Source organism: Metabacillus sp. RB-C-LZQ-3-1, assembly GCF_058315175.1.
This window is the reverse complement of sequence record NZ_JBZFLI010000002.1, coordinates 433,581-447,096: the sequence shown is the minus strand read 5'-3', so window position 1 is coordinate 447,096 and position 13,516 is coordinate 433,581. Positions and strand designations below refer to the sequence as shown.

Below are 13,516 nucleotides of genomic sequence, written 5' to 3'. Positions count from 1 at the left end.
AGAGAATGAAACGTGCTATCAAAATTGGCACGTTTCATTCTGGAATATAATATACCCAGGCAGGGTATAAGGAGGCATAAATGATGTCTAAGCAAACAAAGGAAACTGTTCTTCCAATTACCGGAATGACCTGTGCAGCATGTGCTGTTCGAATAGAAAAAGGACTAAAAAAAGTGGAAGGTGTTGAAAATGCAAACGTCAACTTTGCTTTAGAACGAACATCAATCAAATATGATCCAAATATGACAAACATAGAGGATTTCAAAAGAAAAATCAATGATTTAGGTTATGATGTTGTAAGTGAAAAAGCGGAACTAAATCTTATCGGGATGACATGTGCGGCGTGTGCGACCCGTATTGAAAAAGGTCTAAAAAAGCTGGAGGGTGTATCAAAAGCATCTGTAAATCTTGCTTTAGAAAGTGCAACAGTTGAGTATAATCCCTTACAAATCAACACATCAGATATGATCAAAAAAGTTGAAAACCTAGGGTACCAAGCAAGCTTAAAAGATGACGAGAAAGAAGATATGGCTGACCTTAAAGCGAAGGAATTACAAGTGCAGCAAGGAAAATTTCTGTTTTCTTTGATTTTATCTATCCCCTTACTATGGGCAATGGTAAGTCACTTTCGATTTACCTCATTTATTTATTTACCTGAAATGTTTATGAATCCATGGGTTCAGTTAGCGCTAGCTACACCCGTTCAATTTATTGTAGGAAAACAGTTTTATGTAGGTGCTTATAAAGCGCTTCGAAACAGAAGTGCTAATATGGATGTGCTCGTTGCATTAGGAACATCAGCTGCATATTTCTACAGTTTATATTTATCGTTAGCATCAATTGGTTCAAATCAACATATGGTAGAGCTTTATTATGAAACAAGTGCTGTTCTTATTACTTTAATCATTTTAGGAAAATTATTTGAAGTACGTGCAAAAGGACGTTCTTCTGAAGCCATAAAAAAATTAATAGGATTACAGGCTAAAACAGCAACAGTCCTTCGAGATGGAGTTGAAAAAGAAATCCCCCTTGAAGAGGTTCTTGTTGGCGACATTTTTATTGTTAAGCCTGGCGAAAAAATACCTGTTGATGGAGAAATTATCGAGGGTCGTTCTGCCCTAGATGAATCGATGTTAACAGGGGAAAGTATACCTATTGATAAAATACCAGGAGACTTTGTAATTGGAGCAACCCTTAATAAAAATGGCGTATTAAAAGTAAAAGCAACAAAAGTTGGGCGTGATACAGCACTCGCACAAATCATAAAAGTTGTTGAGGAAGCACAAGGATCAAAGGCACCAATCCAGCGCTTAGCAGACCAAATTTCCGGTATCTTTGTTCCGATAGTTGTTGGGATTGGTATTGTGACGTTTTTCATTTGGTTTATTTGGGTAGCACCTGGTGATTTTGCAGAGGCGCTTGAAAAAATGATTGCTATCTTAGTCATTGCGTGTCCATGTGCATTAGGGCTTGCAACACCTACATCGATTATGGCTGGATCAGGCAGAGCTGCAGAATTCGGTATTCTTTTTAAAGGTGGGGAACACCTAGAGCGTACCCATCGTGTAACAACCATTCTTTTAGACAAAACAGGGACCGTAACGAATGGGGCACCAGTTTTAACAGATGTTTTCGTAAAAGAAGGTTTTGATGAAAATCGATTTTTACAACTAGTTGGCTCAGCTGAGAGGCAATCAGAACATCCGCTTGCACAGGCGATAGTAGCCGGGATTAAAGAAAGAAACATTGAACTCTTTGATGTAGAGGAGTTTGAAGCAATTCCAGGGTATGGCATTAAAGCGAAAGTCAATGGTCAAACGGTCTTAGCTGGAACGAGAAAATTAATGCAAAAACACAATATTACAATAACAACACACCTTCAAACAATGGAAAGTCTTGAAGAAACAGGAAAAACTGCTATGTTAATTTCAATTAACGAACAATACGCTGGCATGTTGGCAGTAGCAGATACGATAAAAGAAACATCAAAAGGAGCAATCCAACGATTAAAGAATATGGGATTAGAAGTTGTTATGATTACGGGAGATAATGAGCGTACAGCTAAAGCAATTGCTAGTGAAGCTGGAATTGACCGGGTTGTGGCAGAAGTGTTACCAGAGGGAAAAGCAGAGGAAGTCAAAAAGCTTCAGCAACAAGGAAAAATTGTTGCCATGGTTGGAGATGGAATCAATGATGCTCCGGCATTAGCGATTGCTGATATCGGTATGGCCATCGGAACAGGTACAGATATCGCAATGGAAGCTGCAGATATCACCCTTATTAGAGGAGATTTAAATAGTATAGCTGATGCAATCTTCATGAGTAAAAAAACCATTCGAAATATAAAACAAAATCTTTTTTGGGCATTTGCCTATAATTCACTAGGAATTCCAATTGCGGCAATCGGTTTATTAGCACCTTGGTTAGCTGGTGCAGCTATGGCTTTCAGTTCAGTCTCTGTTGTTTTAAATGCCTTGCGTTTACAAAGAGTGAAACTTTAACAAAAGGAGATATAAGCTATGAAAAAGTGGATTTTTTCAGCGGTCATTTATTTAGCAATCGTCATAATAGCCTACTATACCTTTTATGGGTTATTTAAAGAAGAGCAATCTACAAATACACATGATGCTGAACATATTGCAACAGAACCTGATAATAGTATGGAAAGTCATTCTTCACAGGAAACAGAGGACGAACATAATCATGTTGAAAAGGCAAACTCAGATAGTGAAGTCCAAGTAACTGTAACGGAAGAAAACGGCAAAGTCTTGCTGTCACTTGAAGATCTTAAAGGAAATCCGGTCTCAAATTTAGAGGTGAATCATGAAAAGCTTTTACATCTTATTATCGTAGATGAACATCTAGATCAATATGATCACCTTCACCCGGAAGAAACAGGTCCAGGGAAATTTGAAGTAGATCATCAATTAAAAGATGGACCGTACAAAGCATTTGTTGATATAAAACCAACAAACTTAAGCTATCAAGTCCAACCAATAAAATTTACGGCTGGAACCTCTTCAACAGAAGAACATTCACATCCATCACTTCAAGTTGATCAGAATTTCACTCAAACAATTGATGGAAATACTGTCACATTGAAACCAACATCATTAGTGAGTGATGAACCCGTAACCTTAACATTTGATGTGCATGGAGCGAAGTTAGAACCATATCTAGGTGCGATGGGACATGTGGTTATTCTAGATGAACATGCTGAAGAGTACTTACATGTTCATCCGCTGAACGAAGAAACCCCTGTATTTGAGACTCAGTTTTCAGAATCAGGTATCTATAAGATATGGGCAGAATTCCAAATAAATGGAAGAGTTTCTGTCTTTCCATTTGTCGTTGAAGTAAACTAGTTATTCGTAATAAAGGAGTTATTTTTAACTCAATAACTCCTTTATTTCTATAGAGAGCTTTTGACAAAAATAAGCCCCTGCCTATTCATCCCCTAAAAAATCGTAATATAAATGACGTCTTTCTTTTCTTTTTTCCACGACAAACATCCCATATGCAACACTGTAAAAATAACCTTCAAAAGATTTGTGGATTTTACGCATTTTTTTCATAAATACACTTTGCTTGAACGCTTTAATGACAATATCAATCAAGTCTTCAATAAGTCGATTAGAATCCATTTTGTTATAGGCAATTAATACACGGTTCCATAAACGGTAGATATCTGCTGCTTTGAAGAAGGGTTGAGCAGCTTTAACAAATCTCTCATGAACTGTATCTGGAACATAACTTGCGTCCAAATTTTTTACGTCAATTTCCATACCATCACTGGAGTTTTCTTGACTATGAACAGGTGTGTCCCCCTGCAATCTTACGTTATTTAGTTGTATTGCTTTATTCTCACAGAGTGATCTTTGTTTATTTTCTGTTTTATTAGGAGTGACAAGAGGGGTGTCATCATGGGGTGACATATTATTAGAAAGAGATCATCTACTTGTTCAAATTGTTGGATTATAAGTAAATTAACCCCTTGCTTACGGTTCATACGAGATGTTGAAATTTTTTTTAGGATGCCTAAGCTTTCCAAGGTTTTAACACAACGAATAACCGTTCTACGATTTAACTCAACTTCGTTTGCAATCGTGTCATACTTCGCAAAGGAAACCCCGATTATTTTTACTGAATGCCTCCAAATAAAATTCAATACTTTTTTGGTGCCCTCTGATAAGGATGATTTATGTACATATAAAAATCCGCGAACTGATTGATCCATATCTTCGATAGTTGAAAAGGACTGATATGATTTAATCGTGTCATAATTTAAACGCTCCATCATGGTTTTCCCTCCAAAATAAAATGATCCATTCATCCTTTATATAGGGATTTTTGGAAGGAGAGTAGCGTGAAAAATAAATTTTTTTGAAAAATATAGAATCATATTTAAAGGAGAAGAATATAATACAGGAACATCATGTAGGAGTGTGAACAATGATTCATCAACAAACCATTGAGTTGATTGAGGAGTTGCTACAGTCTCGAATTAATGAAATCCTACTAAAAAATGAAGCTGAATATTTTGATAAACTTCCAGGTTTAGTTGAGTCTTTAAAGCTTATAAAAGAAAAATTTAAGGATCTATCCTAAGTTTATAAAATATAGTGAATGCGTTTCCCATTTAAGAAAAAGGTATAAGTCCAGAGAGAAATTCTCTTTGGGCCTTTTCTGTTCGAATTGAATAAGTCTAATTTCACATGAAAAGGACATGACTTATGACATGTTGACGAAAAATGTATACTGATCAACAATAAACCAATATACAAAACAATCAAGAGATTAACAGCTTTGAAGGTGGGACAAGACTTGGGGAGAATGGAAAAAAGGAAGGAAAAAAGATCATTTAAAAGGCTTTTTTCTAATCGATTGATAATCAAAATACTGGCAGTTCTGTTTATTATAGCAATCTGTGGTATCTTCATCCTAAATATATTGATTTGGTCAAGTGATGTGAGCAAATTAGAAAAACCTGCTCCGCAGCCAACGATTATTTATGATCAACATGGAAATATAGCAAGTAAAATCTCGAATTCTAGTATTGAAGGTATTACATTAGATGAAATACCGGAAGAAATGGTTCATGCAGTTATCGCCACTGAGGATCAACGTTTTTATCATCATCATGGAGTGAATTATTTTGCTATATTGAAAGCGAGTGTAACCAATCTGTTACGTGGTGAAATCGTAGCAGGTGGAAGTACGATTACTCAACAGCTTGCAAAGAATGTATTTCTTTCTCATGAAAGGACCTATACAAGAAAAATAAAGGAAGTAATCTTGACGAAAAAGATTGAGCGTACTTATTCAAAAGATGAAATTATGGAAAGGTACTTAAATCAAATTTATTTTGGAGAAGGAGCTTGGGGGATTCAAAAAGCAGCACAAACCTATTTTGGAAAAGACGCTAAACAATTAACATTAGGTGAATCAGCTATGCTTGCTGGACTAATCAAAGCGCCTTCAACATTATCTCCTATAAAAAATATTGATCAATCAATTCAGCGAAGAAATATTGTTTTATCACTGATGAAAAAAGAAGGATACATCACTGAAGACGAAATGGAAAATGCAAAAGCACAGCAAATCGTTTTGGATAAAAGAGAGGTTAAGGACGAATATAAGGGGAAATATCCTTATTATGTCGATTATTTAATCGAGGAAGCAATAAAAAAATACAATGTCACTGAAAATGAGATATTATCTGGCGGCCTTCATATTTACACAGAATTAAATCCTGTTATTCAGAAGGCTGCTGAAAAAGTATACAAAACGCAAACATTATTTCCAGAGAGCCAGCCGGATCAGATCATTCAAAGTGGTGGAGTGTTTCTTCATCCTTCCACAGGGGGAATTCAGGCATTAGTTGGAGGTAGAGGCGACCATACATTCCGTGGGTTTAACCATGCAAGCCAATTGGTACGTCAGCCAGGATCAACAATGAAGCCTTTAGCGGTCTACACACCAGCTTTAGAGCAAGGCTATGAACCATTTGATCTATTAATTGATCAACCTATTACATTTGAAGGTGGATATCAGCCTAAAAATTATGATCATCAATATCGCGGCCAAACGACTATATTTGATGCCGTTATTCATTCGTATAACGTGCCAGCCGTATGGCTATTAAATGAAATAGGACTAGAGAAAGGAATACAAGCTGTAGAAAGGTTCGGTATTCCATTGGAAAAAGAAGACCATAGTTTATCCCTTGCTCTTGGTGGAATGTCAAAAGGAACATCACCTTTATTAATGGCTCAGGCATTTTCTGCTTTCCCAAATGATGGTGTAATGGTTGAAGCCCATTCAATTCAAAAAATAGAGGACACAAACGGAGATGTCATTGCCGAGTGGCAAAGTAAAGCAACTCGGGTGACAGAATCTGAAGTTGCCAAAAAAATCACTTATTTATTAAAGGGAGTAGTGGAACTAGGTTCAGGAAAAAAAGCACAAGTAGATGGGATTGACATAGCAGGTAAAACTGGAACAACACAATTACCTTTTGAAATGGCTGGCGGTTCAAATGATCACTGGTTTGTCGGGTATACCCCGGAACTAGTAGGTGCCATATGGCTAGGGTATGATAAAACAGATGAACAACACTACTTGTCATCTTCTAGCAGTCAAACCGCTACAGTTGTCTTTAAAGAAATCATCACACAAGCTAAATCAGAATTAACGAAAACATCATTTGATCTTTCACTGATTACTAGGAATATAGAAAAAATGCAAGAGCAAAGAGAAAAGGAAGAGAAAAAGGCAGAAAAGGCAAAAGAACAGGCCAAGAAAGAAAGAGAAAAAGAGGCCAAGGATGACGAAAAGAAGAGGAAAGAAGAAGAAAAGAAGAGGAAAGAAGAAGAAAAGGAAGAGAGAAAGAAGGAAATGGAAAAGAGAGAAAAAGAAAAGGATGAGAGAGAAAAAGAAAGAGAGAAGGAGGAAGATGAAGACGACTAATTATAATGACGTTTCATACCATAGGGCTTTTCTTTTTTATGTTCTAGTAATAGGTGCGATTATTCAAGAAGAATAATCGCCTTTTTTTATTAAGGGAGATTGGTTTAGGAACTTATGTGGGGAATATTGTGGTGATATTGTTAATTTGAAAAAGAAGAAAGATAGCCAAGCAGCCTTTACTTCTATAAATTCTAGCTTCGAAACCTTTAATCAATAACGATCTTCAATATTCAGTCGCTTATTGAATAAGCAGCAAAAAAGACCTTCGTTTGAAGATCCTTTTTTTAATACCCGATAATACTTCAATATGTATATAGTAGCCGGCTAGAAAAAATACATTCTTACTCTGTATCATTTGTATACGATTTCGGAGTATCACTGTAAAAGCTCTGTTTATTATTGTTTAGAACCAGGTGGTAGATAAAACGGGGGAACTTTTATCCATCCTCGTTTTCGCATTAAATGTTTTAATCTAGTCGCGAAAGCTAATTTTTCTGCTTGAAACTGAATAAACAATAAACCTACATCTGTACGAATAGATTCTGATGCTGACCCAGCTGCACGCATAATTAAGCTAATTATTTTTAAAGATAATTCGTTCGCAATTACCTCATCTGTTAATTTAACACCAAGAGGAACACTGTTAGGGTCTGATATTGGCATATCCTCTGGTGCAGGAGGTAATGTAATTCCTTCCTTCATCATAAATTCATGGAGTCGTTCTCTTTGACTTGTTCCTAGTTTCATATCCTCTTCAAGTATTGCTTTTAGTTCACTATCCGTTGTGGTATTTAAACCTACTTGTACAGAAACTTTTGCTAATTCAAGACCTGATAAATAAATCCAACATGACATTACCTCTCCAACATGTAGAGGTTGATCCTCATCCTGATCAGCCATGGATTTCATGGCATCCATAACTGTTTCCCATACTTTTACCATGTACACCCTCCTGATATTGAAGCTTCATTATTTATATTGTTTGTCTCGTTAGGTTTTTTATTCAGAAGTCGATAATTAGATCCAATCGGGTTTTCCTTTTCTCCAATTAGCATTTTCAGTATATAAACTTGTTAAGAAAACTACTTCAATGCAATGCGAAATATCTTATCAAACCTAAGAGTAGACCTTATCTTTTTTATACCATGTTTAGGAGTAACATTAAGGGTTTTATTTTGGAGCAACAAAGTTTGTCATTTATGCTAAAATTAGGAAGGGTTTGCGTTTATATAAACGACCAGAATTGTTGAACAAGAATGAGGATATAAAAAGGGGAGAAAAACATGGTTGGTTTACTTAATCTTGGAAGTCTCGTGCTTGGATTAATTGCTTGGACACTCCCAGTGGTTAATCTCTTGAGATCTAAAAATCATAACTATAAGAATTGGGTTGTTCTTTCTCTTATGAGCATCAGTGCATGTGCTATTTCGCTATGTTTCCAAATTTTCTATAACTATCATCTCGTAAAGATTGAGGATTGGAGTGCTCTAATGGACACCATGTATGCTGTGGCGTTTGCAGCAACAGTTCTACTTATTGGTACCATCATATTAAATACAATAAATCTTATCGTATATCGTAATATTACAACAAAATAGGAATGCCAAGTTCCAGTTTGTAAAATTAAAATAATCAAAAAGGGATTCATTTATCCTTGATAAACAAAATGTATTCCGTTAAATATTCCTTGTATAAAAATCTAATACATTGTGAGAGGAAGAGTTTTTTGACAAAAGAAATATTTGTGCAAATTCGTGATTTTAAACTATTTGCAAAATTGTTTGGACAGAAAAAAGACAAACCAACAATTGTAATGGAATCAGGGTATGGAGATTATTCAAAATCTTGGGATTCGATCATTTCAAAAATTTCAATGTTAACGGAAGTACTTATTTATGATAGAGCTGGTTTAGGGAAAAGCGAAAAAAGTTCTAATCCTAGGACTAGTAGAGAGATGGTTAAAGAACTGAATGAACTTCTAAATCGAGCAAAAATAAAACCACCTTACATATTAGTAGGTCATTCATTTGGTGGAGTCAATGCACGGATTTATGCTACTGAATATCCTAACGAGGTTTGCGGCTTAATATTAGTTGACTCTACACCAGAAAAATATAGAGAAAGATTTCTTATAACGATGTCTAAAGATTTTCAGGAAGCATACAATAACCAATTTATTTATGAAGGTAATTATGATGAATTTATGGAAAGCCTAAAGCAGTTAAAAGAAACTAGACAAAAATTAAATATCCCACTAATTGTTCTATCGGCTGGTAAAAAAGATCATTATTCAAAGGAATCACAAGTGTTATGGAATGAAATGCAGAGAGAGATTCTTGAAATATCCTCAGACGGTGAATTCGTCATTGCTGAAAACAGTGCTCATTATATACAAAATGATGAACCAGAAGTGGTAGTCAATGCAATAAAAAAGCTTATTGAAAATAGTTAACTTTAAATTGTGAAGGATTATACTTAAACTAAACTATAAGGTGCTTTATTTCATTAAACATCTTCCACAATCGAGGAGCTTATCTTGAACAAGACTAACGGCATTTTTCATTAAAGTGCCATATTGTAGAATAATTAGGATTGAGATTATGTAAATTAGGAAAATATTGTGATGAAGGTGGTTCTTGCTGTGCAACAATGCCAAAAATGCAATATGCCTTTTATTTGGAATAGTATTTATCGGTCGTTTTTGGGTTGGGTGTACTCTCCAATTATATGTGATAAGTGTGGTACGAAGCATCGTATTACTTTTTCTGGACGGTTTGTAGTTACTTTTCTTACTGTTTTACCGATGCTAACCTTTATGAATTTCTATCGCCTTTTTGATCATGCATTATTAACTTTTGGTCTTGGGATCTTCATAGCATTTATTGGTTCTTTACTAACTCCGTTCTTAGTAAGGTTTAAAGATAAAAAGACTTAAACCAACAAATACATTAATCAAAAAAATATTATACCTAAACTCTTCAACAATCGAAGTTCATTGTTCACTTTCATAAATAGAAATGTGCTTTAAAATTCTTTGATATGTAAAGGATATTAGGCAATTCGTAAACAAATGTATTGAAGTTAATGAGCATGCTTAATAACGAGTAGAGGAATATACCATAAAATGAAAAAACTTTTGATGAATTTATTGATCACATTATTATTTATTATTGGTGGTTGTAGCAATAATTTACCGACGTATGAGTTAGAGAAAAACTATAATACAACTGTTATTGAAGATGAAGAATATGCCTTTCATAAATTAAATCTTAACGGTAACATATATCTATCTGAACCAGAACAGTTTATCAATCCTGATTATTATGGTCAATTCAAGATTGGCAAACAAATTGGTAAAACAGATGAAGGCATGCAAATTTTTCAAGTAGAAAATGATGAAAAACGAGTAGTTATTAAAGGTTTTATGTATCCAGCGGATTTCTTTAAACTTGACAGTTCTTCATAAAGTAAAGTACAGATTACTTAAAATGGATCATCAACAATTTGAGGCGCTTATCCATAATAGGATAAGGGTCTTTTCTTAGAAAAAAATAAAGTATCTAAAAATAATTTTAGTTTAAAAAGTAAAAAGATAAAATCGGCCTAAATAAATGGGGGTTAGGGATGGCAGGTCAAGTTTCGTCTTTGTTTCTATTCTCGTTAATCTTTTGCGGATTTGCATATATATTCATTAAAAATACTCATTCTCTTTTAGAATTAGCATGGATTAAACCTTCATGGAAAAAGAATAAATATATAATTATTTCCCTTAAATTTATCGGTTTTTGGTTTGTTATTATAATAGTTTCAATGTGGTTATCAGTATTATTTACTATATTTTAAGGAAGTCTTTAATCTTCCGCAATCATGGCGTTTTAATACAACGATCAGCAAAAAGGATCTTCGATTGAAGATCTTTTTTATTGTCGATAACCTGAGCCAGTTTAATCATAGGATCGTCTTTAGCAATCTGGTCATCTAATATAGCAAGGATTTTTCTACAGTAAGTGAAAAACACTGTTTATTAATCTGTTAATGTATCAATGCATTAAGGGTGTCATGTTCGTTTGCTTTTTTATAATCATTAAAGAATTAATTCCCTCCATTTTTTATACATATATGTTGAACTATAAAACAGGAGGGGTCGATAGTGTATATTTTTGATCAGGGCAGATTCTTACATGAGTCAGAGTTTTCTATTAGCGTGCGAAATAAAGGATTAAATTATGGATTGGGATGTTTCGAAGGAATAAGGGCTTTTTGGAATGAGAATCAAAAACAACTGTTTATTTTTCGACTCTTTGATCACTATAAACGATTCTATGAATCTGGGAAATCTTTAAATATAAATATACCTTTCTCTCCGATAGAATTATTTAATTGGACGATTCAATTATTAAAAATAAATAATGTTCGTGAAGATGTTTATATTCGTCCGATATGCATTAAAGGCGAAAATACACTCGGTCCTGATTTGATAGGTTCATTTAATCGAGTAATGATTTATTGCATGCAGTTTAAACATTACTTTTCAAAACCAGCTTTAAATGTTAGTGTTTCTTCCTGGACGCGCTTAGGAAGTAATATGATACCGCCTCAAGCAAAGCCCACAGGAGGTTATTTAAATTCAGCATTAGCCTCTACCGAAGCTAAGTTAAATGGGTTTGATGAAGCAATTTTTCTAACAGAAGAAGGAAATGTAAGTGAAGGACCAGGTGAAAATATTTTCATCATAAAAAATAACCAATTAATGACACCTCCAATTTCCGATGATATTCTTGCAGGTATTACTCGTGACACCGTTATGCAATTAGCAAAACATGAATTACGGTTACCCTTTTTTGAAAAGAGCCTAACAAGATCTGAGCTATATTCAGCTGATGAAGCATTTTTTACAGGTACTGCCATCGGTATTAAACCTATCATACAAATTGATCATAGAATAATTGGAACTGGTGAAGAGGGACAAATTACAAAAGAAATAAGAACTTATTATGATCAGATTGTTAGAGGGAGAAATAGGAAATATTTAAGTTATTGTACGCCGGTATATTAAATAAGATAATTTTTGTTTTTTCAAGAAATCATCTGAAAATATTTGCTGAATATTTTGTATCATATATCAGATAAACGAAAACGCAAATATTAATAAATGGAATATCTTGATTGAATTAGTTTTTAAACAAGCAGCACAAAGGAGATCCTAAATTGAGTTCTCTTTTTTATACAGCTTTAATTAATGGAGGCAAAGATATTGTGGGAAAACCTTTAGATCAGTCTTTTGATGCCCTAATCATGTTTTTCACTAAATACAATATTGAAGTACATTTTAAATTTTAACATGATCATTTTTCTAGATGCATATGATGTATCAAGGTCTTTTAAGCGAAGGAGGTCCGAAATGAACAATCATAAACAATCCACATTTACGCCTTTAAAAGCGTACAGACCGTTTCATGGCTTCTATGACCCTTGCAGATCAATTGAAATAAAATACTATTCTACTCCTCCAAACCTTTATATGGGATTTCAACAACCTAATATGCAACAATTCTCTCCAAAAGAAGCCTTAAAAAAAGGAACATTATGGCCAGCATTTTGGGATTATTATGAAAACCCATATAAAGTGAAAAAGAGGGATCCTAAATGAAAAAAGTGCCTCCGAAGTATTACGAAGATTTAGAGGAAATTCAAGCTGTTGATTTTGTACTTGTTGAATTAACTCTTTATTTAGATACACATCCCAATGATCAACAGGCAATGCTCCAGTTTAATGAATATGCTCAATATGCCCAACAGCTAAAAAAGAATTTTGAAGCTAAATATGGACCTCTTCAACAATTTGGAAATAGTTATACTGATGCAAACTGGAGTTGGGGAACAACTCCATGGCCTTGGCAAATATAGGTTAACAAAGGGGTGACTTTATGTGGTTTTATGAAAAGAAATTACAATATCCTGTAAAAGTAAGCACCTGTAACCCTACACTTGCTAAATATCTTATGGAACAATATGGGGGAGCAGATGGAGAATTAGCAGCTGCACTACGTTATCTAAATCAGCGGTATACTATTCCAGATAAAGTTGTTGGATTATTAAATGATATAGGCACCGAAGAATTTGCCCATCTAGAAATGATTGCAACGATGATTTATAAATTAACAAAAGATGCTACACCAGAACAATTGAAAGAAGCTGGTTTAACAGAACATTATGTTAATCATGACAGCGCCCTTTTTTATAATAATGCTGCGGGTGTTCCTTTTACAGCAACATATATCCAAGCGAAAGGAGACCCTATTGCGGATCTCTATGAAGACATAGCCGCGGAAGAAAAAGCAAGAGCTACATATCAATGGCTAATTGATATTTCAGATGATCCGGATTTAAACGATAGTTTGAGGTTTTTAAGAGAACGTGAAATTGTACACTCACAACGTTTTCGTGAAGCTGTAGAAATATTAAAAGATGAGAGGGACAGAAAAAAGATTTTTTAATAAAGTATAAAGAGAAAGTTATAGATTTCTCTCATAAAGTAATAAAAAAG

15 protein-coding genes are annotated in these 13,516 nt (G+C 34.3%); 12 read left to right on the top strand and 3 right to left on the bottom strand.

Annotated features, from left to right (window positions below):
* Nucleotides 1–83 precede the first annotated feature (83 nt).
* Together AC4GZ8_RS05660 and AC4GZ8_RS05655 are read left to right on the top strand one after the other, a co-directional pair.
* Complete coding sequence (locus AC4GZ8_RS05660; RefSeq protein ID WP_491080821.1) at nucleotides 84–2,501, top strand: heavy metal translocating P-type ATPase; 2,418 nt, start codon at nucleotides 84–86, stop codon at nucleotides 2,499–2,501.
* Nucleotides 2,502–2,519: 18 nt separating this feature from the next.
* Nucleotides 2,520–3,365, top strand: coding sequence for a DUF8832 domain-containing protein (locus AC4GZ8_RS05655; protein ID WP_491080820.1), 846 nt, complete (start codon nucleotides 2,520–2,522; stop codon nucleotides 3,363–3,365).
* An 81-nt stretch (nucleotides 3,366–3,446) separates the two neighbouring features.
* On the opposite strand, the gene AC4GZ8_RS05650 is transcribed toward AC4GZ8_RS05655, so the two are convergent.
* Together AC4GZ8_RS05650 and AC4GZ8_RS05645 are read right to left on the bottom strand one after the other, a co-directional pair.
* Nucleotides 3,447–3,785: a hypothetical protein gene (locus AC4GZ8_RS05650; protein WP_491080819.1), complete on the bottom strand. Its 339-nt coding sequence runs from the start codon at nucleotides 3,783–3,785 to the stop codon at nucleotides 3,447–3,449.
* Between the two features lie 59 nt (nucleotides 3,786–3,844).
* Nucleotides 3,845–4,300: a helix-turn-helix domain-containing protein gene (locus AC4GZ8_RS05645; RefSeq protein WP_491080818.1), complete on the bottom strand. Its 456-nt coding sequence runs from the start codon at nucleotides 4,298–4,300 to the stop codon at nucleotides 3,845–3,847.
* Nucleotides 4,301–4,452: 152 nt separating this feature from the next.
* On the opposite strand from AC4GZ8_RS05645, the gene AC4GZ8_RS05640 reads away from it, so the two are divergent.
* Nucleotides 4,453–4,608, top strand: a complete 156-nt coding sequence (locus AC4GZ8_RS05640; RefSeq protein WP_491080816.1) for a hypothetical protein — start codon at nucleotides 4,453–4,455, stop codon at nucleotides 4,606–4,608.
* Nucleotides 4,609–4,833: 225 nt separating this feature from the next.
* Entirely contained in the window at nucleotides 4,834–6,969 is a 2,136-nt protein-coding gene (locus AC4GZ8_RS05635) for a transglycosylase domain-containing protein (RefSeq protein WP_491080874.1), read from the top strand.
* Nucleotides 6,970–7,365: 396 nt separating this feature from the next.
* Here AC4GZ8_RS05635 and AC4GZ8_RS05630 read toward each other — a convergent pair whose 3' ends face one another.
* Entirely contained in the window at nucleotides 7,366–7,911 is a 546-nt protein-coding gene (locus tag AC4GZ8_RS05630; protein WP_491080815.1) for a DUF3231 family protein, read from the bottom strand.
* A gap of 341 nt (nucleotides 7,912–8,252) precedes the next feature.
* Between AC4GZ8_RS05630 and AC4GZ8_RS05625 the strand changes: the two genes are divergently transcribed.
* The 8 genes from AC4GZ8_RS05625 (at nucleotide 8,253) to cotJC (ending at nucleotide 13,466) form a co-directional block, all read left to right on the top strand.
* Nucleotides 8,253–8,567, top strand: coding sequence for a hypothetical protein (locus tag AC4GZ8_RS05625; protein WP_491080814.1), 315 nt, complete (start codon nucleotides 8,253–8,255; stop codon nucleotides 8,565–8,567).
* Nucleotides 8,568–8,695: 128 nt separating this feature from the next.
* The gene (locus AC4GZ8_RS05620; protein ID WP_491080813.1) at nucleotides 8,696–9,421 is read left to right on the top strand and encodes an alpha/beta fold hydrolase; all 726 of its coding nucleotides are present in this window, start codon (nucleotides 8,696–8,698) and stop codon (nucleotides 9,419–9,421) included.
* Between the two features lie 189 nt (nucleotides 9,422–9,610).
* Nucleotides 9,611–9,904: a TIGR04104 family putative zinc finger protein gene (locus AC4GZ8_RS05615; protein WP_491080812.1), complete on the top strand. Its 294-nt coding sequence runs from the start codon at nucleotides 9,611–9,613 to the stop codon at nucleotides 9,902–9,904.
* A 189-nt stretch (nucleotides 9,905–10,093) separates the two neighbouring features.
* Nucleotides 10,094–10,435 (top strand): hypothetical protein, encoded by a 342-nt coding sequence (locus AC4GZ8_RS05610; RefSeq protein ID WP_491080811.1) that lies wholly within the window; start codon nucleotides 10,094–10,096, stop codon nucleotides 10,433–10,435.
* 684 nt (nucleotides 10,436–11,119) lie between these two features.
* On the top strand, nucleotides 11,120–12,025 hold the full coding sequence (locus tag AC4GZ8_RS05605) for a branched-chain amino acid transaminase (RefSeq protein WP_491080810.1): 906 nt from the start codon (nucleotides 11,120–11,122) through the stop codon (nucleotides 12,023–12,025).
* A gap of 345 nt (nucleotides 12,026–12,370) precedes the next feature.
* Entirely contained in the window at nucleotides 12,371–12,619 is a 249-nt protein-coding gene (locus tag AC4GZ8_RS05600; protein WP_491080809.1) for a spore coat associated protein CotJA, read from the top strand.
* Nucleotides 12,616–12,876 (top strand): spore coat protein CotJB, encoded by a 261-nt coding sequence (locus AC4GZ8_RS05595; RefSeq protein WP_491080808.1) that lies wholly within the window; start codon nucleotides 12,616–12,618, stop codon nucleotides 12,874–12,876. Before AC4GZ8_RS05600 ends, AC4GZ8_RS05595 begins: the two co-directional genes overlap by 4 nt.
* 20 nt (nucleotides 12,877–12,896) lie before the next feature.
* Nucleotides 12,897–13,466: a spore coat protein CotJC gene (gene cotJC, locus AC4GZ8_RS05590; protein WP_491080807.1), complete on the top strand. Its 570-nt coding sequence runs from the start codon at nucleotides 12,897–12,899 to the stop codon at nucleotides 13,464–13,466.
* The last annotated feature ends 50 nt before the right edge of the window (nucleotides 13,467–13,516 follow it).

Bases quoted from the DNA above. Each gene is read 5' to 3' on its own strand.
- AC4GZ8_RS05630 (WP_491080815.1), bottom strand. From the start codon at position 7,911: ATGGTAAAAGTATGGGAAACAGTTATGGATGCCATGAAATCCATGGCT.
- AC4GZ8_RS05600 (WP_491080809.1), top strand. From the start codon at position 12,371: ATGAACAATCATAAACAATCCACATTTACGCCTTTAAAAGCGTACAGA.
- AC4GZ8_RS05635 (WP_491080874.1), top strand. From the start codon at position 4,834: ATGGAAAAAAGGAAGGAAAAAAGATCATTTAAAAGGCTTTTTTCTAAT.
- AC4GZ8_RS05595 (WP_491080808.1), top strand. From the start codon at position 12,616: ATGAAAAAAGTGCCTCCGAAGTATTACGAAGATTTAGAGGAAATTCAA.
- cotJC (WP_491080807.1), top strand. From the start codon at position 12,897: ATGTGGTTTTATGAAAAGAAATTACAATATCCTGTAAAAGTAAGCACC.
- AC4GZ8_RS05645 (WP_491080818.1), bottom strand. From the start codon at position 4,300: ATGATGGAGCGTTTAAATTATGACACGATTAAATCATATCAGTCCTTT.
- AC4GZ8_RS05625 (WP_491080814.1), top strand. From the start codon at position 8,253: ATGGTTGGTTTACTTAATCTTGGAAGTCTCGTGCTTGGATTAATTGCT.
- AC4GZ8_RS05610 (WP_491080811.1), top strand. From the start codon at position 10,094: ATGAAAAAACTTTTGATGAATTTATTGATCACATTATTATTTATTATT.
- AC4GZ8_RS05660 (WP_491080821.1), top strand. From the start codon at position 84: ATGTCTAAGCAAACAAAGGAAACTGTTCTTCCAATTACCGGAATGACC.
- AC4GZ8_RS05650 (WP_491080819.1), bottom strand. From the start codon at position 3,785: ATGGAAATTGACGTAAAAAATTTGGACGCAAGTTATGTTCCAGATACA.
- AC4GZ8_RS05655 (WP_491080820.1), top strand. From the start codon at position 2,520: ATGAAAAAGTGGATTTTTTCAGCGGTCATTTATTTAGCAATCGTCATA.
- AC4GZ8_RS05640 (WP_491080816.1), top strand. From the start codon at position 4,453: ATGATTCATCAACAAACCATTGAGTTGATTGAGGAGTTGCTACAGTCT.